Origin of the sequence: Paraconexibacter algicola (genome assembly GCF_003044185.1) — a bacterium.
Classification (GTDB): domain Bacteria; phylum Actinomycetota; class Thermoleophilia; order Solirubrobacterales; family Solirubrobacteraceae; genus Paraconexibacter; species Paraconexibacter algicola.
The window spans coordinates 398,716-417,824 of the sequence record NZ_PYYB01000002.1; the positions used below are offsets into that span (position 1 = coordinate 398,716).

14 protein-coding genes are annotated in these 19,109 nt (G+C 75.9%); 5 read left to right on the forward strand and 9 right to left on the reverse strand.

Features of this window, described 5'->3' with window-relative positions; translation table 11 throughout:
• Positions 1-32 precede the first annotated feature (32 nt).
• The gene (locus tag C7Y72_RS15865) at positions 33-1,010 is read left to right on the forward strand and encodes a YihY/virulence factor BrkB family protein (RefSeq protein ID WP_107570154.1); all 978 of its coding nucleotides are present in this window, start codon (positions 33-35) and stop codon (positions 1,008-1,010) included.
• Here the strand turns inward: C7Y72_RS15865 and C7Y72_RS15870 are convergent.
• The 4 genes from C7Y72_RS15870 to C7Y72_RS15885 all read right to left on the reverse strand — a co-directional run bounded on the left by C7Y72_RS15870 (position 1,007) and on the right by C7Y72_RS15885 (position 11,229).
• Positions 1,007-4,717: a UvrD-helicase domain-containing protein gene (locus tag C7Y72_RS15870; RefSeq protein ID WP_107570155.1), complete on the reverse strand. Its 3,711-nt coding sequence runs from the start codon at positions 4,715-4,717 to the stop codon at positions 1,007-1,009. The genes C7Y72_RS15865 and C7Y72_RS15870 overlap by 4 nt on opposite strands.
• Complete coding sequence (locus C7Y72_RS15875; protein WP_146175411.1) at positions 4,714-7,680, reverse strand: PD-(D/E)XK nuclease family protein; 2,967 nt, start codon at positions 7,678-7,680, stop codon at positions 4,714-4,716. Before C7Y72_RS15875 ends, C7Y72_RS15870 begins: the two co-directional genes overlap by 4 nt.
• 63 nt (positions 7,681-7,743) lie before the next feature.
• Positions 7,744-10,023 (reverse strand): type IA DNA topoisomerase, encoded by a 2,280-nt coding sequence (locus tag C7Y72_RS15880; RefSeq protein WP_107570157.1) that lies wholly within the window; start codon positions 10,021-10,023, stop codon positions 7,744-7,746.
• Positions 10,024-10,080: 57 nt separating this feature from the next.
• Positions 10,081-11,229 carry a MarP family serine protease gene (locus C7Y72_RS15885; protein WP_107570158.1) on the reverse strand — a complete coding sequence of 383 codons (1,149 nt, stop codon included), beginning with the start codon at positions 11,227-11,229 and terminating at the stop codon, positions 10,081-10,083.
• Positions 11,230-11,369: 140 nt separating this feature from the next.
• Between C7Y72_RS15885 and C7Y72_RS15890 the strand changes: the two genes are divergently transcribed.
• Positions 11,370-13,085 carry a penicillin-binding transpeptidase domain-containing protein gene (locus C7Y72_RS15890; protein ID WP_146175412.1) on the forward strand — a complete coding sequence of 572 codons (1,716 nt, stop codon included), beginning with the start codon at positions 11,370-11,372 and terminating at the stop codon, positions 13,083-13,085.
• Between the two features lie 69 nt (positions 13,086-13,154).
• Here the strand turns inward: C7Y72_RS15890 and C7Y72_RS15895 are convergent, their stop codons facing one another.
• The 3 genes from C7Y72_RS15895 to C7Y72_RS15905 form a co-directional block, all read right to left on the reverse strand.
• The gene (locus C7Y72_RS15895; protein ID WP_107570160.1) at positions 13,155-13,712 is read right to left on the reverse strand and encodes a hypothetical protein; all 558 of its coding nucleotides are present in this window, start codon (positions 13,710-13,712) and stop codon (positions 13,155-13,157) included.
• Positions 13,713-13,767: 55 nt separating this feature from the next.
• Positions 13,768-14,292, reverse strand: coding sequence for an SRPBCC family protein (locus C7Y72_RS15900; RefSeq protein ID WP_158276888.1), 525 nt, complete (start codon positions 14,290-14,292; stop codon positions 13,768-13,770).
• Between the two features lie 63 nt (positions 14,293-14,355).
• Positions 14,356-14,619 (reverse strand): hypothetical protein, encoded by a 264-nt coding sequence (locus tag C7Y72_RS15905; protein WP_107570162.1) that lies wholly within the window; start codon positions 14,617-14,619, stop codon positions 14,356-14,358.
• A 255-nt stretch (positions 14,620-14,874) separates the two neighbouring features.
• Here C7Y72_RS15905 and C7Y72_RS15910 point away from each other — a divergent pair, with 255 nt between their 5' ends.
• The 3 genes from C7Y72_RS15910 to C7Y72_RS15920 are packed head-to-tail and all read left to right on the forward strand — an operon-like array spanning position 14,875 to position 17,206.
• Positions 14,875-15,444, forward strand: a complete 570-nt coding sequence (locus C7Y72_RS15910) for an FHA domain-containing protein (protein WP_158276889.1) — start codon at positions 14,875-14,877, stop codon at positions 15,442-15,444.
• Between the two features lie 48 nt (positions 15,445-15,492).
• Positions 15,493-16,353, forward strand: coding sequence for a PhzF family phenazine biosynthesis protein (locus tag C7Y72_RS15915; RefSeq protein ID WP_107570164.1), 861 nt, complete (start codon positions 15,493-15,495; stop codon positions 16,351-16,353).
• 22 nt (positions 16,354-16,375) lie between these two features.
• Positions 16,376-17,206: a ParA family protein gene (locus C7Y72_RS15920; RefSeq protein ID WP_107570165.1), complete on the forward strand. Its 831-nt coding sequence runs from the start codon at positions 16,376-16,378 to the stop codon at positions 17,204-17,206.
• Positions 17,207-17,209: 3 nt separating this feature from the next.
• Here C7Y72_RS15920 and C7Y72_RS15925 read toward each other — a convergent pair whose 3' ends face one another.
• Entirely contained in the window at positions 17,210-18,622 is a 1,413-nt protein-coding gene (locus C7Y72_RS15925) for an RNA polymerase sigma factor (RefSeq protein WP_107570166.1), read from the reverse strand.
• Positions 18,623-18,638: 16 nt separating this feature from the next.
• Complete coding sequence (locus tag C7Y72_RS15930; protein ID WP_107570167.1) at positions 18,639-19,073, reverse strand: hypothetical protein; 435 nt, start codon at positions 19,071-19,073, stop codon at positions 18,639-18,641.
• Positions 19,074-19,109 lie beyond the last annotated feature (36 nt).

Below are 19,109 nucleotides of genomic sequence, written 5' to 3' on the forward strand. Positions count from 1 at the left end.
CGACGCGGGCCTCGCCGGGTACGGTCACGGACGTGAGCACGATCGCCGACCGCGACAGCGAGCGCCCCGCGCGCGAGCCCGGCACGCACGACGACGCCGACGGGGCCCTGCGCCCCTGGCCCGTGCTCGTCCGGACGGTCCGCAGCTACCTCGACCACAACATGACCGACCACGCGGCGTCGCTGACGTACTTCGCGATGATGTCGCTGTTCCCGTCGCTGCTCGCGGGCATCGCGGTGCTGTCGCTCGTCGGCGAGGTCGGCCTCGCCCAGGACGCCGCCGACTACCTCATCGACCGGGGCGCCGACGCGTCCACCGCGGAGGTCGTCCGCTCGACGCTCGCACGGATGATCGAGACCAGCGGCGGGGCCGCAGGCTTCGCGCTGCTGCTCTCCTTCGGCCTGGCCCTCAACGGCGCGTCGGGCGCGTTCGGCTCCGCCGGACGCGCGCTGAACGTCGTGTGGGCGGCCAACGAGGACCGTGGGTTCGTGCGCCGCAAGGCCCAGGACATCGCGATGGCGCTCGTCGTCATCCTGCTGTTCGCGATCGTCGTGATCGCGATGTTCCTCGGCGGCGGGATCGCCGACGACCTGCTCGGCACGATCGGGCTCGGCGAGACGGGGGCGGCGATCTGGAGCATCGCGCGGTTCCCGCTGGCGATCGCCGCCGCCATGGTCGGCTACTCGATCATCTACGCGTACGCGCCCGCCGTCGAGCAGCGCCGCTGGCGCTGGATCACCGTCGGCTCCGCGGCCGGCGTCACGATCTGGATCGTCGCCTCCGCCGCGTTCGCCGTCTACATCCGCAACTTCTCGAGCTACGGCGCCGCGTACGGGGCGTTCGGAGCGGCGATCGTCCTGCTGCTGTGGCTCTACGTGTCCGCCAACGCGTTCCTGCTCGGCGCCGAGCTCAACGCGACGATCGAGCGGTCCCGCGCCGCCGGTCGCGGCGGCCCCCCGCCTCCGATGGTCGGGGCGCCCGAGCCGCCCGCCGGCCCGGACCGCGACTAGAACAGCGTGTCCTGCCCCGGTGGGGGCGTCGCGCCGCGCGCACGGCGCGGGCGGGGCGCCGCCGTGTCCACGACAGGCCCCGGGGCCGTCCCGGAGTCCTCCGGCGCGGGCGCCGGCGCCACCGCGAGGGTCCGCTCCAACGGGACGGGGCACAGCCCGCCCCGCCCGGGACAGCCGCCGCACACCGACGGTCCCGGCGTGTCGGTCGGGCGGAAGTCCCGGCGCAGGATGCCCGCGGCCCGCCCGCGCAGGTCCTCGCGCAGCCCCGGCGCGTCCGCGGCGGCGAAGCTCGCCAGCACGGGCTCGTCGGGCCGGTCGAGGTACAGGTGCGCGACGTCCACGCGCGCGGCCCCGGCCTCGAGCGCCGCCAGCGCGTAGACGGTGCGCTGCAGCCCGTAGCCGTCCGCGACCAGCGCGTCGAGGTCCGCGTCGGAGGCCACCCGGTCGGTCTTGTAGTCGACGACGAGCGCGGTGCCCGCGGCCTCCTGCGCGACGACGTCGACGACGCCGTGCAGCACCGGGACCGCCGGGTCGCCCGCCACCAGCGGGATCGTGAAGCTCGTCTCGCGGCGCACGCGCACCGCGTCACGCAGCCGGCCCAGGAGCGGGGTCGCCAGGGCACGACCCACCAGGCCGGCGAGCGCGTGCGCCTCGGCGTCGCGCAGCTCCACCTCGTGCTCGGCCGCCGCGGCGTGCACGGCCTGCGGTCCGGGCGGCGGGCCGTCGAGCTCGTGCAGCTCGAGGACCCGATGGACGATCGAGCCGCGCGCCCGCCCGTCGAGGCCGCCCGCCGCCGTCCGCCCGCGGAAGGGGCGCTCGCGCTCGCGCAGGCCGGCGATCCGCTCGAGGTCGAACCGCAAGCCGCAGCGCGCGTACTGCCGCAGCGACGAGTAGGACAGGTGCGCCACCGGCGCCGGACCCGCCCCGGGCTCCGCGCCGGTCACGGTCGCGAGCACCGGGCCGAGCGCCGCGAGCGGGTCCGGGGCGCCCTGCGCGGCGGAGCCGGCGGTCAGCGGCGCCGCGTCCGCCGGCGGCAGGACCGCGCGGGCGGCGCGGGCGTCGATCCAGCGCACGTCGACCCGCACGGGGTCGTCGACCCCGGGGCCGACGAGCAGCCGCCCCTCGGCCAGCAGCTCGGCGGGCGGCACGCGGCTGCCCAGCACCCCCTCGGCGATCCAGCCCGAGGGCTTGCGGGCCTCGATGTCCCCGTCGCGGCGGCGCTTGGCCACGGCGCTCATCACCAGCCGCCGCTCCGCGCGCGTGAGGCCGACGTGGAGGATGCGCCGCTCCTCGGACTCCGCCGCCGCGGCGCGCTCGGCGTCGAGTTCGGTGAACGCGAACGCGCGGCCCGACTCGCCGCCGTGTCGCGGGACCCGCAGCCCGAGCCGGTCCCCGTCGACGAGCACGTCCGGCCCGACCGCGGGCGCGGTGCGAGCCAGGTCGCAGGCGACGACGACGGGGAACTCGAGGCCCTTCGCGGCGTGCACGGTCATCAGCCGCACCGCCGGGATCCCCGGCAGCTCGACCGGGGCCTCGGGCTCGCGCGCGCGGGCCTGGGCCTCCTCCTGGGCGCGGTCGATGAACGAGCGCAGGTCGCGGCCGGCGAGCGCCTCGTGCTCGGCCGCCAGGCGCATGAGCTTGTGGACGTTCGCCAGCCGGCGCGGCCCGCCGGGGAGCGCGAGCACGTGCGCGTCGTAGCCGGTCTCCTGCACGACCCGCTCGATCAGCTCGTCGAGGCCCAGCCACGGCAGCCGCTCGCGCGCCGCCCGGAACCGTGCGGTGAACGCGGCGAGCGCCACGTCGGTGGGTCCGTCGACGCGGCGGCGCAGGTCCGCCGCCACCGGGGACGGCGTGCCCGGCACGGCAGGCGGGTCGGGGTAGGTCTCGTCCAGCAGCCGCCAGACGTCCCCGGCGGTGCCGCGTCGCGCGACCGAGGAGCAGATCGCCAGGCCGTCCGGGTCGATCCCCCCGAGCGGGGAGGCGAGCGCGCTGAGGACCGCGTGCCCGTCCTGCGGGTTCGCCAGCGCCGCGAGCCAGGCGGTCAGGTCCTGGACCTGCTGGCGCAGCCAGAACCCGCGGCCGCCCGAGGCGAGCGTCGAGAGGCCCTCGAGCTCCAGCGCCCGCTCGTAGACGGGCATGTCGGTCGCGGCGCGCAGCAGCAGCACGACGTCCTGCGGCTCGTGCTCGCCCGCGTCGACCCCCGCCCGGACCCAGCGGGCCACCGCGCGGGCCTCGAGCGCGGTCGGCACCGAGGTGCCCGCGGGCAGCCCGGCGACGACCGCGGCGAGCGCCTCCTCGTCCTGCGGCGAGGGGTCCTCCGCGACCGCGGCGTCGACGAGCAGCAGCGAGGTGGCGGGACGACCGGCCTGCGCCGCGTCGGCCCGGCCGGCGACGAAGCCGGTGTAGTCGTCGTGCCCGTGGCCGAGCGCGTGGTCGAGCGTGCGGAGGATCTCGGGCGCCGTGCGCCAGTTCGTGCGCAGCTGGGCCTCCGTGCCCGCGATGCGGTGCCGGGCGCGGGCCTCCTGGAACACGCGGACGTCCGCGTGGCGGAAGCCGTAGATCGACTGCAGCGCGTCCCCGACGACGAACAGGTCCTCGTGGCCCAGCAGCTCGAGCAGCTCGAGCTGGCGCGGGTTCGTGTCCTGGAACTCGTCGACCATCACGCGGCCGAAGCGCTGCGCGAGATGACGGGCGATCGCGGGCTGGTCGCGCAGCAGGTCGCGCGCGACGAGCTCGAGGTCGTCGTAGTCGAGGCCGGCGCGCGCGGTCTTCGCCGCCTCGTAGCGCGCGGAGAAGTCGCGCAGGAGCGCGTCGAGGAGCGCGTGGTGACGGACGCCCTCCTCGTCGTCGTGGACCTCCAGCAGCGCGGCGAGGGCGTCGCGGTAGGCGTCGGCCGCCGGGGTCTGCAGCGCCCTGCCGCGGCGGGGCGCGCCGAGCTCCCGCACCGTCACGTCCCCGAGGTCGCCGCCGCGCTCGAGGACCTCCGCGCAGCGGCCGAGCGCGTCACGGACCTGCAGGACGGTCGCGTTCTCCGGGGCGGCGGCGAGCTCGGCGGCCAGCGCGTCCCGGGCGGCGGCCAGCGCGCCGCAGGCCGCGGCGCGGGTCCGTCGCGGGACGGCGGCCGGCAGCCGCGGGTGGCGCTGCCCGCGGCTGCGCAGCGCGTCGTGGACCTCGAGGACCGCGTCGGTCAGGCGGTCCGCCCCCCACGTCGCGACCGTGGCGAGCATCATCGGGTCGGCGGTGTCGAGGACCGCGGCGAGGGCCGCGTCGAACGCGTCGGCGCGCAGCCGCCGGGCGACGCTCTCGTCGAGGACCTCGAACGCCGGGTCCACGCCGGCCGCGGCCGCGTGCGCGCGCAGCACCCGCGTGCAGAACCCGTGGATCGTCGAGATCCACGCCTGGTCGGCGGCACGCGCCGCCTCCTGCGCCCCCAGCTCGGCGAGCCGCAGACGGATCCGGTGGCGCAGCTCGCCGGCCGCCTTGTCGGTGAAGGTGATCGCCAGCAGCGAGCCGGGGTCCAGGCCGTCCTCCACGACCGCGCGGGCGAACCGCTCCGCCAGGACCGCGGTCTTCCCCGAGCCGGCGTTGGCGGCGAGCAGCATCGGCCCCTCGCGACGCAGCACGGCGACCGCCTGCTCGGCGGTGAACGCGAGGCCACCGCGGCCCAGCGGCCGGCCCTCGGGGTCGTGCAGGGGGACGGCGGTCATGCCTCGCAGCGGCAGATCGACGGGTACTGGCAGCCGTCCCCGCGGAAGCCGCAGGTCGCGGGGCGTGGCTCGAGCCGGCCGGCGCGGATCTCCTGCAGCGCGCGGCCGGCGAGCGTCGCCGCCTCGCCGATGAGCGCCGCGTACTCGTCGGCCCCGAGCAGGTCCGCGTCGCGCAGCGCCCCGGTCCCGGCGTCGTCGCGCTCGGCGCCGCGCGCGCGGGCGTCCCGGGGGCGCGCGGTCGGCTGGTAGACGCCCGCGACGGTCTCGACGTCGAGCAGCTGCTCGACGACGCGCGCGTAGAGCGCGACCTGGATGCGCCCGTCGGGCAGCCACTCCTTCGCCGGGTAGGCGGTGGCGCCCTTGTAGTCGACGACCATCGCGCGCGTGCCCGTGGCGTCGACGTCGACGCGGTCGATCCGGCCGCTGAGCCGCAGGCCGGGCGCGACCTCCACCGCGGGCCACGGGTCCTCCCGGCCGCCGAAGCCGAGCTCGAAGTGCGCGGGCCGGTAGCGCCAGCCCGCGTCGGCGAGGTGGTCGACGAGCGCGAGCAGGTCCGCCTCGACGCGGCGCCGGGCGATGCGGTCGCGCTGCGGGTCCACGCTCAGCCGGTGGCGGGCGCCCTCGACCTCGAGCGCCTCGTGCACGAGCCGGCGCGCCTCCTCCCGACGCGCGGGCGTCAGCGGGCCGGGACGCGCGTCGCGCAGCGCGGTGAACACGTGCTCGAGCACCGCGTGCGCGAGCCGTCCGCGGCCGAGCGGCTCGGGCTCGGGCAGGAGGTCCGCGGGCTGCAGGAGGCGGTCGACGAACCAGCGCACCGGGCAGGCGAGCCAGGTCTCCAGCGACGACGCCGACCAGACCTCCCGGCCCGCCAGCTCCGCGAGCACCCCGGGGTCGCGCAGCGGCGGGATCGGCGCGGGCGTCTCCCCCACCCGCCGGCCGGCCGCCGCCAGCGCGCGCTCGCGGTCGGTCGTGGCCAGCGCGCCGTCGAAGCCCGCCGCGCCGAGCGCCCGCGTCACGATCCGGGTCGGCGCGTCGGCGGGCAGCAGGTCCAGGACGTCGTCGAGGAACGGGGACGGGACCACGGGGTTGCCGCGGTCGTCCGCCGCGTGCCAGGAGAGCGCGAGCAGCGCCTCGGGCCGCGACACCGCCGCGTAGAACAGGTGGCGCTCGCGCCCGGCGGCGTCCTGCGGCCCGGTGAGCCGCAGGCCCAGGCCGCTGGCGGCGTTGAGCGCGCGGCGCTCCGCGTCGCCGAGCAGCGCGTCGGGACGCGCCGCCGCCGGGAACGAGCCCTCCTGCAGGTCGCAGAGGAACAGCGCGCGCACGCGCCGGGCGCGCAGCTGCAGCGGGTCGGCGACGACGACCCGGCCGTCCCCCGGCGGATCGCCGACGCGGACGCCCACCGCGGCGAGCAGCGCGGCCAGCCCATCGGCGTCGGGGACGAGCTCGGGGTCCTCGGCGGCGAGCGTCGCGAGGTCCTCGAGCGCGGCAGCGAGCTGCGCGGTGACCCGCGCGTCGAGCGTCTCGGTCGCGGTCGGGGGCGCCCAGGGCGCACCGGCCTGGCGCGGCGGCCCGGCGGCGCGCTGGCGGTCGAGGGTCCGGACGAGGCGCCGGCAGAGCGCCTCGCCCCCCTCCTGCGCGGCGGCGGCGACCGCGTCGAGCTCGGTCAGCGGGAAGGTCGGCGTCAGCGCCTCCCAGCGCGCCCGTGCCGCCGCGACCTCGCGCAGCCCGTCGCGCCGGATCTCCGCCTCCAGGCGGTCGACGAGCGCGACCGAGGTCACGAACCCGGGCGTGCGCAGCCAGGCGACGAGGTCCTCGCTGCTCGCACCCGCCCCACCGGTCGCGGCGCGCAGCAGGCCGAGCAGCCCACGCCCGGGGGCGGTATGGCCGGCCGGGACCTCGCGCTGCAGCGAGACGGGGACCCCGGCCGCGGCGAACACACGCTCCACGAGCGCCGCGACCGCCTCGGGGCGGCGCACGGCCACCGCGACCTCGTCGGCGGGCACCCCGCGCGCGAGCAGCAGCCGCACGTGCGCGGCGACGAGCTCGAGCTCCTCGCGCGCGCCACCGCCGCGCAGCAGCAGCACGCCGCTGTCGGTCCCGGCGCGCGCGGCGTCGGGCTCGAAGAGGCCGCGCTCGAGCCGGTGCAGGACGGTACGTGCCCCGTCGGCGTAGTAGCCGGCGTTGGCGGGGAGCGCGAGCGTCGCGCCCGCGGCGATCTCCGCCAGGCGCGCGGCGGTCGCGTGGCGCCCGTCGAACGCGGCGCGCGCGGCGCCGGCCTCGTAGGGCAGCGAGACGACGAGCTCGGCGCCGCAGCGCACCGCGAGCGCGTCGACGGCGTCGAGCTGCAGTGCCGTGAGGTCGTCGAAGCCGTAGAGGGCGACCGGTGTCGCGCCCCAGCGGTGCGGGTCGGTCCGCAGCGCGTCGAGCGTCGCGGCGGCCTGCAGGGCAGGGTCGCGGCGCCCGAGCCGCTCCAGCAGCCGTCGGTAGGACCCGTACGCGGTGGCCAGCGCGCCGGCGTAGGCGGCGCGTCCCGGCTCCTCGCGCGCCCAGGCGTCGAACGCCACGTGCACCCGCTGCGGGGTCAGGCCCCGTTCGCCGAGCTCGTCGCACAGCCCCAGGAAGGCGCGCACGAAGCCGGGGGCGGCGGCCAGCGGCGCGAGCTCCCCGAGGTCGGCGCGTCGCAGCGCGAGGGCGGCGACCCGCTCGCGCGCGAGCCCGCGGACGGGCTCCCCGCGCACGCCTGCGCGCTGCGCGGCGAGGCCGAGCAGGCCGTCGAACCGCAGGACGGTCGCGTCGTAGACGAGCCCGCGCTCGGCGAGCTCGCGCCGGTAGCGCGCGACGTCCGCCACGGTCGGGACGACGAGCAGCGGCGCGCGCCCCGCCTGCGCCCAGGCGGCGAACGCGTCGAGGACGACGGCGGCCTTGCCCGCGTTCGCGGGACCGGTGACGAGCTGCAGTGGCACGACCACCCAGGGTCGCAGCCGGACCTGACGACCTGACGGCGGCCGGGCCGGGCGCGGCCCGGATCAGGCGGCGGCGTCGTCCGCCGGGCGCGCCGCGGCGGCGGCGGCGTTCGCTGCGGCCTCGGCGTTGGCCTGGACCTCGGCCTCGTCGGTCTCCGGGGGCTTGGCGCCCTCCTTGGCCCACGGCTCGTCGAACTCGACGCGCCAGCGGCCCTCCTCGTTCTGCATCAGCGCGAGCTTCGCGCGGAACGAGCGGCCGGAGCGGCCCTTGAAGCCGGTGACCGGGCGGGCGGTGCGGCCCGTGGCGATGAGCTCGCGCGCGACCGCGGCGGGCAGCTGCTTGCCGGCCTTGCCCTTCCAGATCACGAAGCCGCAGCCCGGGTCCTCGCGCGACCAGCACGAGAAGCCCTTGCGGTTCTCGATGATGTGCTGCCCGCAGACCGGGCAGGGTCCGAGGTCCGCCCGCGGGATCTTGACGTCCTTGAGCTTCGTGTCGAGCTCGCCGACGGTGGCGCCCGCGAACTTCGCGATGTCCGCCATGAACGCCTTGCGGGTCTCCTCGCCGGACTCGATCCGCTCGAGCCGGTGCTCCCAGTCGCCGGTCAGCGACGGGGAGGTCAGCTGGTGGTCGCCGAGCAGCCGGATGACGTTCAGGCCCTTCTCGGTGGCGACGAGCGACCGGGCGTCACGCTCGACGTAGCCGACATCGATGAGGCGCTCGATGATCGCGGCGCGGGTCGCCGGCGTGCCGATGCCGGACTCCTTCATCGCCTCACGGGCCTCCTCGTCGTCGACGAGCTTGCCCGCGGTCTCCATCGCACCGAGCAGCGAGGCGTCGGTGTAGCGCCGCGGCGGCTTGGTCTCCTTCTCCAGCGACTCGACGTGCGTGACGCCCGCCTCCTCGCCCTTGACGAGCTTCGGCAGCGTCTGGTCGCGGCCCTCGTCCTCCTGCTCGGCGGAGCGCTCGCCCTCGGGCATCTCGCCGTAGACGCCGCGCCAGCCCGGGACGATGAGGACCTTGCCGCGCGTGCGGAAGACCCGCTCGGCGACGGTTGTCTCGATCCGCGTGTTCTCGAACTCGGCCTCCGGGTGGAAGGCGGCGAGGTAGCGGCGGACGACCATGTCGTAGATCTTCAGGTCGTCGCCGTCGAGCTTCGCGACGTTGTGCGGGCTGTTCGTCGGGATGATCGCGTGGTGGTCGCCGACCTTCTCGTCGTTGACGATCCGGCCGAGCGGCAGCACGTCGAGGCCCATGACGTAGCGGGCGGCGGTCGCGTACTCGGCGCCGCTGCCGACCTTCTCGGCGATCTCCTTCAGCTCGCCGATCATGTCGCTCGTCAGGTACCGCGACGAGGTTCGCGGATAGGTGAGGACCTTGTGCTCCTCGTAGCAGCGCTGCGCGGCGCCCAGCGTACGGCGGGCGCTGAACCCGAAGCGGGTGTTCGCGTCGCGCTGCAGCGACGTGAGGTCGTAGAGCAGCGGCGCCTTCTCGGTGCGCTTGGTCTTCTCGAGCTTCGTGATCGTGCCGCGGCCGTCGCGGACGGCGTCGACGATCGCCTTCGCGGTGTCGGCGTCCGGGATCCGGGGCTTGGCGCCCTCGTGGAAGCGGCCCTCGTAGCGGCGCCCGTCGTCGGTGGCGAACTTCGCGTCGACGAGCCAGTACTTCTCGGGGACGAAGGCGCGGATCTCCTCCTCGCGCCGGGCGATGATCGCCAGCGTCGGGGTCTGCACGCGACCGAGCGACACCGCGCCGTCGAACGAGGACCGCAGCCGGATCGTCGCGGCGCGCGTCGCGTTCATGCCGACGATCCAGTCCGCCTCCGAGCGCGACCGGGCGGCGTCGGCGAGCTGCTCCATCTCCTCGCCGTCGCGGAGGTTGGCGAGCGCGTCCTTCATCGCCTGGTTCGTCATCGACGAGAGCCACAGCCGCTTGGTGGGCTTCTTCGCCTTCGCGTGCTCGTAGAGGTAGCGGAAGATGAGCTCGCCCTCACGGCCGGCGTCGCACGCGTTGACGACGAGGTCGACCTCGGCGGAGTTCAGGAGCTTCTTGACGACGCTCATCTGCTTCTGGCTGCGCTCGTCGCGCACGATGAGCTTGAACTTCGCGGGCACGATCGGCAGATCGGCCATCCGCCACTTCTTGAACTTGTCGTCGTACTCGTCGGGCTCGGCGAGCTGGACGAGGTGGCCGACGGCCCACGTGATGATGTGCTCGGGACCCTCGAGCCAGCGGGCCGTGCGCTCACCGCTGCTGCCGGTGTGCTTCTGGAACGGCCCGGGGAGCACGCGGGCGAGGTCCTGCCCGACCGACGGCTTCTCCGCGATGACGAGGGTCTTGCCCATGGACGGCGCACAGTAGCGCGTCGCGGCCCGGACCCCTCCGGCGGCGCCGACCGGGCGCTACGGCGCGCAGGGACCGGTGCCGACCGGTCCGTCGGCCCCGCGCAGCAGGTCGCGCACGATGTCGTTGGGGACGGCGAAGCCGCCGCGCGGGGACGATCCGCGGGTCGAGGCGAAGACCGTGGCGGCGACGCGACCGCGCGCGTCGACCAGCGGCCCGCCCGAGTTGCCGGGCCGCACGGTGCCGCGGAACGACGTGATCGTCCGGCGGATCGGCCCGCGGCCGTAGGCGTCCGGCGAGAGGACCCGCTCGGTCTCCCCCAGCCGCGCGGCGCGCACGTCGTAGGGGCCGTTCTCCGGGAAGCCGAGGACCGCGCCGGCGCGCCCGCGCGGCGCCTCGTCGGCGATCGGGAGCGCCGGTGCCCCGAGGCCGGGGACGCGCAGGATCGCGATGTCGTCGCGGGCGCTGAAGCCGATCACCTCGGCGTCGAGCTTCTCGCCCTCGCCGCGCCGCTGCACGGCCGTGTCCTCCTGACCGGCGACGACGTGCGCGTTGGTGACGACGATCCCGTCGGAGGCCACCCAGCCGGAGCCCGTGACCCCGAGGCCGCACGCGGTCCCGACGACGCGCACGACGCTGGCGGCGGCCGCGCGGACCTCCGGGTCGCGGGCGATCGCGGCGCGGGGCGCGGGGACCTGCGGTGCGGGCCCGTCGAGCTGCGGGAACGGGTCGAACCGCGCGAGCGCGTTGAGCAGCGGCCCCGAGGGCGGCAGGACGGCGTTGAGCTCCTTGAGGATCGCCGAGCGCTGGATGTCGGCGCGCAGCTCGCGGGCGCCCGGGGTCTGCAGCGCGACGGCGCCCGCCACCCAGCTGATGCCGAGCGCCACGCACGCCGCGAGCGCCGCGCCGAGCAGGCCGTCGACGGCCGCCAGGCCCGGCAGTCGCAGGCCCTGGCGCAGCCGCCATCCGAGGCCCTCGAGGCCGGTCGAGAGGATCGCGCCACCGAGCAGCGCGCCGCCCATGCCGAAGATCGGCGCGTAGGGAGAGCTGCTGCCCTCGCTCAGGAGCTGCGGTCCGAGGCGCGTCCCGATGATCGCCCCGACGACGAAGCCCGCCAGCGACAGCGCGCCGACGACGAACCCCTGCCGCCAGCCGAAGGCGGCCATCAGGACCGTGAGCCCGAGGATGATCACGTCGATCGTCGTCATGCGCGCGCCAAGCGTACGGCCCGCGCGGAGCGACCGGCGTCGTGCGGGCCGCTCCGTCGCCTATTCTCCCGCGCGCAATGAACGATCGGCAGGGAAGGTCCGGTCAGTCCCGCGGCCGTGCGCCCGCTCGGCAGGCCCCCGTGCGCCGCGCGGGCTCCGCCGCCCAGCGCCGCCGTCGCACCGTCGCGGTGGTCGTGTTCGTCGCGGGGGCGGCCTCGTTCGGCGGCGGCCTCGTCGTCGGCGCCGCGCACGTGCCGCAGGAGCGCACGCTCGTCGAGCGGTTCGCGGCCGCCTGGTCGCGCGGGGACTACGCCGCGATGTACCGGGACCTCAGCGCCGCGTCGCGCGACCGCTTCACCCGCGAGCAGTTCTCCGCCGCTTACCGGACGGCGCGGGAGACGGCCACCGCGCTGACGCTGCGCACCGGCGAGGTCCGCGAGCAGGACGGGTCCTATGTCGTGCCGGTCGTCGTGCGCACCCGCATCTTCGGCACGATCACCCGCCCGATGACCCTGCCGGTCGAGGGCGAGGGCGAGGACGCGCGCATCGCCTGGGGCCGCGAGCACGCCTTCCCGGGACTCACCCCGGGCGCGAAGCTGCGCCGTGAGACGCGCATGCCGCCGCGCGCCGACATCCTGGCGCGCGACAACACGCCGCTGGCCACCGGCCCGGACCGCACCTCCGACGTGCCCGACGTGGCGATCAACGTCGTCGGACGGGTCGGGGAGGCGCCCGCGGAGCGCCGCGACGAACTGCGTGAGCGCGGCTGGCCGAGCGACGCGACGGTCGGGCTGAACGGCCTCGAGCGGGCGCTCGACATCCAGCTGGCCGGCACGCCGGGCGGCACGCTGCGCGCCGGCGACACGGTCCTCGCACGGACCGAGCCGCGCGCGGCGGCCCCTGTGCGCACGAGCATCTCGATCCCCGTCGAGCGCGCGGCGGTCACCGCGCTGGCCGACCGGCTCGGCGGCGTCGTGGCGATCGCCCCGCGTACCGGCGAGGTGCTCGCCTTCGCCGGGATCGCGTTCAGCGGCCTGCAGCCGCCCGGGTCGACGATGAAGATCATCACGGTCACGGGCGGCCTCGAGCAGGGCATCGCCGACCTGTCGTCGAGCTACCCGGTCGAGACCTTCACGACGCTCGAGGGCGTCGAGCTCGAGAACGCCAACGGCGAGGCGTGCGGCGGCACGCTCACCCAGGTGTTCGCGGAGTCGTGCAACTCGGTGTTCGCCCCGATGGGCGCCCAGCTCGGGGCCGAGAAGCTCGTCGACATCGCGGAGCGCTTCGGCTTCAACCGCCAGCCCGACATCCCGGGCGCCGCGATCCCCACGATCCCCGCCGCCGGTGAGATCGGGGACGCCCTGGCCGTCGGCTCCTCCGCGATCGGGCAGGGGCGCGTGCAGGCGACCGCGCTGACGATGGGCACGGTCGCCGCGACGATCGGGCTGCGCGGCCGCCGGCCGCGGCTGTCGCTGCTCTACGACGAGCGTCAGCGCGCCGCGCCGACGACGCGGGTGACGCGCACCGAGGTCGCGCGGACGGTCGAGAAGCTGATGCTCGCGGTCGTCCGCGAGGGCACCGGGACGCTCGCCGCGATCCCCGGCGTCAAGGTCGCCGGCAAGACCGGGACGGCCGAGCTCGAGACGACGAAGCGCTGCGAGCCGACCGAGGAGAACAACCCCGAGTCCTGCAGCGACGAGGCGGACCCCACGGACACCGACGCGTGGTTCTCCGCCTACGCGCCCGCCGGCGAGCCCGAGGTCGCCGTCGGCGTCATGCTCGTGCGCGCCGGAGCCGGCGGGGACACCGCCGCGCCCGTGGCGCGGCAGGTCATCCAGGCGGCGCTGGACCGCTGAGGTCCGGCCGGGTACGCCGCCGGGAGGGCGGCGCGGGCGGGACCGCGACGTGCGCGGTCCGCGCGACGATCAGATGTCGAGGTCGACCTCGGCGTGCTTGGCCGGATCCTCGGGATCCTCGATCACGAAGGCGAGCGGCCGGTTCTCCAGCGCCGCGCGGGTGATCTGGAAGAGCAGCATCGAGCCGTTCGTGTTGAACGACGAGGCGACCGAGTCCGGGGGCGGCAGGATGCCGTCGGCGGGCACGAGCTCGGGCTTGTAGGCGATCGGGTTGTCGACCTCGATCGGCTCGAACTCCTCACCGAGGGTGTCCTCGATGACGAACTTCTCGGCCGAGGCGTGCGGCTCGTCCCGGTTGTTGCGGGCCTGGACGAAGACCGCGAACCACTCGGCGCCCTCCGGGAGCGTCTGCTTCGCGATCGGCACGCCCTGGAGCAGGCCCTTGTCCTCGACCTCGGACGGGTTGAGCACGCGGGACATCTGCACCTGGTACTGCAGGTCACCGACGGTGACCTGGATGCCCTCGGTCTCGCCCTCGGACGTCTCGCCCTTCTTGTCGCTGCCGCAGGCGGCGAAGGAGAGGCTCAGGGTGGCGGCGGCCGCCAGTGCGGAAAGTCGACGAGTCACGGCGCGTGAGTCTAATGAAGGTCCGCGCGGATCGGCGCCCGGTGGCCCGTCGCGCCTAGAGGCGGAAGTTCGAGGCGGGCTTGCGCGCCCCGCCGCTGATCGTCGTGCGCTGACCGCGGTCGCGGCCGTCCTCGAGGATCGACTGCAGCCGCCGCAGCGCCTTGGCGTTCTTGCGCTTCACCATGCCACGCACGCCGAGCGACTCCAGGAACTTGTCCGTCAGCAGCTTCGGCTCGGTCTCCGACGTGAACGTGACCCGGGTGGAGCCGCCCGGACCGGGCGTCAGCTCGTACACCCCGACCGTGCGGATGCGGTTGAACTTGCCCGTGCGCCCGACCTCGACGATCCGGTGCGGCCGGACCGCCTCGGCGATCGTGACGTCCATCCACGGGAACCGGTTGCCGCGCATCTTGATCTTGAAGCGCGCGCCCGCCCCGACGCCGTAGGAGTCCTCGCGCGTCAGGTGCCAGTCCACGAGGTAGTGGTCGGTGAACTCCTGGTGGTTGGCGATGTCCAGGAGGTACTCGTAGACCTCCTCGATCGGCCGCGAGACGACGGTGCTGGTGCTGACGGGATCCACGCCGGGCAGTCTAGTGCGCCCGTCCCCCGGCCCGCCGCGCGACGGGACCCGGACGCCCCGGCGCTACAGCGCGCGAGCGCGCAGCCGCACGGCCTGACCGCGCTCGCTGTGGTGCACGACGACCGTGCTCTCCGGCTCGGCGCGGCGGTGCGGCCGGCACAGCTGGCACACGGTGCGGCTTCCGTAGAGGTGGACGTGCTCGCCGACGAGCGGCGTGCGGCCGCAGTCCGCGCAGGCGTGGCGGTCGGCCCGCAGCCGCCCCACGCTGTTGCGCAGCAGCTGCCGCTCGAGATCCCGTTCGGAGAGGCCCAGCAGCGGTCGGAACATGCCGTGGGGTTCGCCGCCGGGACGGTCGTCCCCTTCCCCTGCACAGATCCGCCCGCACGCCGCGGATGGTTCGACGGGCGCCGCCCCGGGAAGGACGAGGGGGCCGGCCGACCGGAGCATCCTCACACGCGGATGCACCGCAAAGCAGGCGGCTTTAGGGCCCCAGAAGGTTGGGCGCCTACGCTCGCAACACCGCACTCGGTGGAGCGGTCTCCGAAGAAGCGCCCCGTCCCCAGTCCCGTCCGAGGAGTCGCAATGGAGTCATTCACGACAGGCACGATCGCCGGTGACGGCACGTTCCGGTGCGAGAAGTGCGGCGCGGTGGGCCCGCTGGCCCGTTCCGCCGACGTCCCCGCCTGCCCCGAGTGCGGGAGCACCCAGGTGTCGCGGACGTCGCTCTTCGGCGAACGGCTGCGGCAGGACGCCGGCGGCGACGACCAGCGCGAGCGCGAGCTGCTCGTCGCGGCGGCCGTCGAGCACGCCCCCACCCCCGGGACCTACCTGGCGTTCCGCGACGGCGACGACGTGCGCGTGGTGACCCTCGACGCCGAGCACGTGAAGATCGGGCGCAGCCTGACCGCTGACGTGCGCTTCGACGACCCGACCGTCTCGCGGCGGCACGCGCTGCTGGTCCGCCAGGACGAGGGCGTGCGGGTCGTCGACGACCGCAGCATGAACGGCGTGTTCGTCAATGGCGAGCGGGTCGAGTGGCGCGTCCTGCGCCACGGCGACGAGCTCGTCGTCGGCCGCCACCGGCTGATGTTCGTCGACACCGCCGTGCACGCGGCGTCCGGCGCGGCTGCGGCGCGCGCCGGCAGCGCCTGACCGGCTCGGGCGCCCGCCGATCTCCCGGGCGGGTCCTAGACTCGCCCGGTGACCGAGATCCTGCGCTACGCCGCGTTCACGGCCACGCCCACGGGAGGCAACCCGGCCGGCGTGGTCCTCGACGCGCGGGGCCTCGACGAGGCCACGATGCGCACGATCGCCACCGACCTCGGCCACCCCGAGACCGCGTTCGTGGTGCCCGGCGAGGACGGCGCCCTGCGCGTGCGGTACTTCTCGGGCGGCTCGGTGTCGATCGAGGTGCCGTTCTGCGGGCACGCGACGATCGCGACCGCGGTCGCCCACGCCGAGCGCCACGGGCCGGGACGCCTCGACCTCGACACCGTCGCGGGCCGGGTGGTCGTGCGCACGACGCCGGGCGCCGCAGGCGCGCCGCCGAGCGCGACGCTGACGAGCGTGCCCCCGCGCGTGGACCTCGTCTCCCGCTCGCACCTGCAGGAGGCGCTGGCGGCGCTGCGGTGGGACCCGACGGACCTCGACCCGCGCCTGCCGCCGCGCATCGCCGACGCCGGCGCCCGCCACCTCGTGCTCGCGGCGCTCACGCGGGCGCGCCTGGCGGCGCTGGACTACGACGTGCCGCGGCTGCGCGCGTTCCTGGAGGAGCTCGGGCTCGTGACCGTCGCGCTCGTGCACCGCCGCCGCCCGGACGGGCTCGTGTTCGACGTGCGCAACCCGTTCCCGACCGGCGGCATCCACGAGGACCCCGCCACGGGGGCGGCGGCCGCGGCGCTCGGCGGCTACCTGCGGGAGGAGGAGCTCGTGGCGGTCCCGGCGCGGCTCACGCTGCACCAGGGCGTCGACCTCGGCCGTCCGAGCCTGCTGGTCGTGGACGTCCCCGCCGAACGGGGGTCGGGCATCGACGTCACCGGGACCGCGGTGCCGATCGGCTGACCGGGCGCGATAGGGTCCGCCCGTGGCCCAGAAGATCGCGATCCTCTCCCAGAAGGGCGGTACCGGGAAGACGACGGCGGTCCGCACCATCGCCGACGTGCTCCGGCGCACCGGCCTGCGGGTCCTGGCGGTCGATCTCGACCCGCAGGGCAACCTCTCCGACTACCTCGACGTGCCGCCGGACGCGACGCCGACGATCGGCGACGTGCTCGCCGGTCGCGCGAAGGCGCCCGCCGCCGTGCACCCGGCACCCGACCACGGGGAGCCCGCCGACCCGCCGGTCCCGCCGATCCACGTCATCCCCGCGAACCTGTCGCTGGCCGAGAGCGAGCTGCTGCTCGCGGGCAAGATGGGCCGTGAGCTGACGCTCCGCAAGGCGCTCAAGACGGTCGACGAGGACCACGACGTCGTGCTGATCGACTGCCCGCCCGCGCTGGGCCTGCTGACCGTGAACGCCCTCGTCGCGGCCGACTACGCGCTGCTGAGCTCGGAGGCGCAGTACTTCGCCCTGCAGGGCGTCGAGCAGGCGCTCGAGGTGATCGAGCTCGCGCGCGACGGCCTGAACCCGGATCTCGAGTGGCTCGGCGTGTTCTTCAACATCGCCGACATGCGGACCGTGCACTCGCGCGAGGCGTTCGACTCGCTCAAGGAGCACGTCGGCGACAAGCTCTTCGACACGACGATCCGGTCGTCGATCGCCTACGCGAACTCCGCGGAGCGCGCGACCTCGATCCTCGACCACCGCCCCGACCTCGGCGCCGACTACCTGCACCTGACCGACGAGCTGCTCGCCCGGCTCGGCCGTCCGGCGCAGCGCCGCCGGCTCAAGGCGCTGCTGCCCGACCCGGCCTGAGGGTCACGGGCAGAGCGCGGCGGTCCGCACCCAGCCGGTCAGCCGGAACTCGGTCTCGATCTGCGTCCAGGCGCCGCTGGCACTGCGGCGCAGCACCACGACGCGGTCGCCCGCGACGACGTTGCCGATGAACTCGCGGCCGGGGCTGCGCAGCACCGTCTGGCGCTCGCAGAGCCGACCGGCCTTCTCGCCCGGACCGGCGCGACGCGGGTCGGCGATCGTCGAGCCCAGCGCGTCGGGCTGCTTGCAGACGACGCCGATGCGGGTCCGCAGCGCCTCGTCCAGGACGGAGTCGGCGAAGGTCACCGTGACGCCGCGGCTGCGGCCGTCGATCGCGGGGGCGAAGCGATAGCGGACCGGCAGCTCGCGGTCGGGCACGGCGAGGCCGACGGCGCGCATGCGTCCCGGGCAGCCGAGCCGCACGACGCGCTCGCCCGGGCGCTCGACCGGTCCGGCGGGCAGCTGCACCTTCGCGTAGGTCACGGCGACCCCGGCCGGGAGCCGCTCGCCGAGGGAGATCCGCTGGCCGGTCGCCGCGCCGGCCCCGAGGAGGCGCAGCGGCGTGGCCTCGCCCTCGCGGACGACGTCGCGGTCGAGGACCACGATCCCGGCGCCCGCGACGACGAGCGTCGCGGCGGCGGCGCCGGCCGCGACCTTGCCGCCGCCCCCGCCGCCGAGCTTCGCGGCGAGGGCGGCGGGGAGGATCCACAGCGGCGGGGTGAGCGCACGCAGGCGCCGGTCGACGCGCCGCAGGTCGCGGCGGTACCCGGTGCAGCCCGGGCAGCCGCGCGTGTGACGCAGCGCGTGCTCGGCGGGTCGGGTGCCGCGCTCGTGGGCGAGCATCAGCTGCTCGCGCACGTCGTGGCAGTCGGCGTCCCGCGCCTCGCGCGCGCGGACGAGCGCCCCGCGGGCCCGGGCGACGAGCATCTGCGCCGCCGCGGGGCTGACGCCGAGCTCCTCGCCGACGGCGGCCGCGTCACGGCCGTCGAGCTCGCGCAGCAGCAGCGCGGTGCGCTGCTGGTCGGGCAGCGCGGCGATGTCCTCCACCAGCCGCCGGACGGTCTCCTTGCGGGTGAGGATCATCGCGGGATCACCGCCGCCGCGGTCGGTGGTCTCGGCCGGGAGCTCGGCTTCGCCGTACCGGGCCCGCCGCGTCTCGTCGATCGCGCCGTTGCGGACCAGGGTGTAGAGCCACGGCTTGATCTCGCGGACCGCCGGGCGTGACGGGTCGGCCAGGACCGCGTGCGCCTTGACGAGCGCGTCCTGGACGACGTCCTCGGCGTCGTGCTCGGAGCGCAGCAGCCGCCGGGCGTACGCGACGAGCGCCCGGCGGTGGCGGCGGTCGAGCTCGGCGAACGCGGAGCCGTCGCCGGTCTGCAGCCGGCGGACGAGCTCCGTGTCACCGCGTCGGGACATGCGTCGTCAGCCGCTCCTACCGGCTGCACAGCGCGTACATGGTGCCGCGCGTGTTCCGGCCGGCCTTGCCGTCGGCGCGGAGCTTCACCACGCGCGTGCCGACGTAGTCGCTGCGCTTCTGGGCGAGGTTGAAGATCGGGCCGCCCTCGCTCGGGGCGAGCCCGCGGTGGACGGAGCCCGACCCGCAGCTCAGCGTGAAGCGGGCGGTGTCCCCCGGCTGGACCTCGACGGTGCGGAAGACGATCTTCTGGTTCTTCTTCAGGGTCGTGCCCTTCTTGACGGACGTCCCGGGGATGTCGATCGGGGAGGCCTTGCCGGCCGCGATCGTCTGCTGCTTGCCGACCTCGGGCGCCTGGGCGGCACCGGCCTGGGCGGCGGCCGCGACGCCCGGGGCGACGGCGGCGGCGAGCGCGATGGTGGTGAGGGTGGAGCGGATCTTGGTGGTGGTCATGCCCCTGGGACGGGCCGTCGCCACGGGGGCAACGGC

Bases quoted from the DNA above. Each gene is read 5' to 3' on its own strand.
- C7Y72_RS15870 (WP_107570155.1), bottom strand. From the start codon at position 4,717: ATGACCGCCGTCCCCCTGCACGACCCCGAGGGCCGGCCGCTGGGCCGC.
- C7Y72_RS15880 (WP_107570157.1), bottom strand. From the start codon at position 10,023: ATGGGCAAGACCCTCGTCATCGCGGAGAAGCCGTCGGTCGGGCAGGAC.
- C7Y72_RS15885 (WP_107570158.1), bottom strand. From the start codon at position 11,229: ATGACGACGATCGACGTGATCATCCTCGGGCTCACGGTCCTGATGGCC.
- C7Y72_RS15905 (WP_107570162.1), bottom strand. From the start codon at position 14,619: ATGTTCCGACCGCTGCTGGGCCTCTCCGAACGGGATCTCGAGCGGCAG.
- C7Y72_RS15910 (WP_158276889.1), top strand. From the start codon at position 14,875: ATGGAGTCATTCACGACAGGCACGATCGCCGGTGACGGCACGTTCCGG.
- C7Y72_RS15925 (WP_107570166.1), bottom strand. From the start codon at position 18,622: ATGTCCCGACGCGGTGACACGGAGCTCGTCCGCCGGCTGCAGACCGGC.
- C7Y72_RS15930 (WP_107570167.1), bottom strand. From the start codon at position 19,073: ATGACCACCACCAAGATCCGCTCCACCCTCACCACCATCGCGCTCGCC.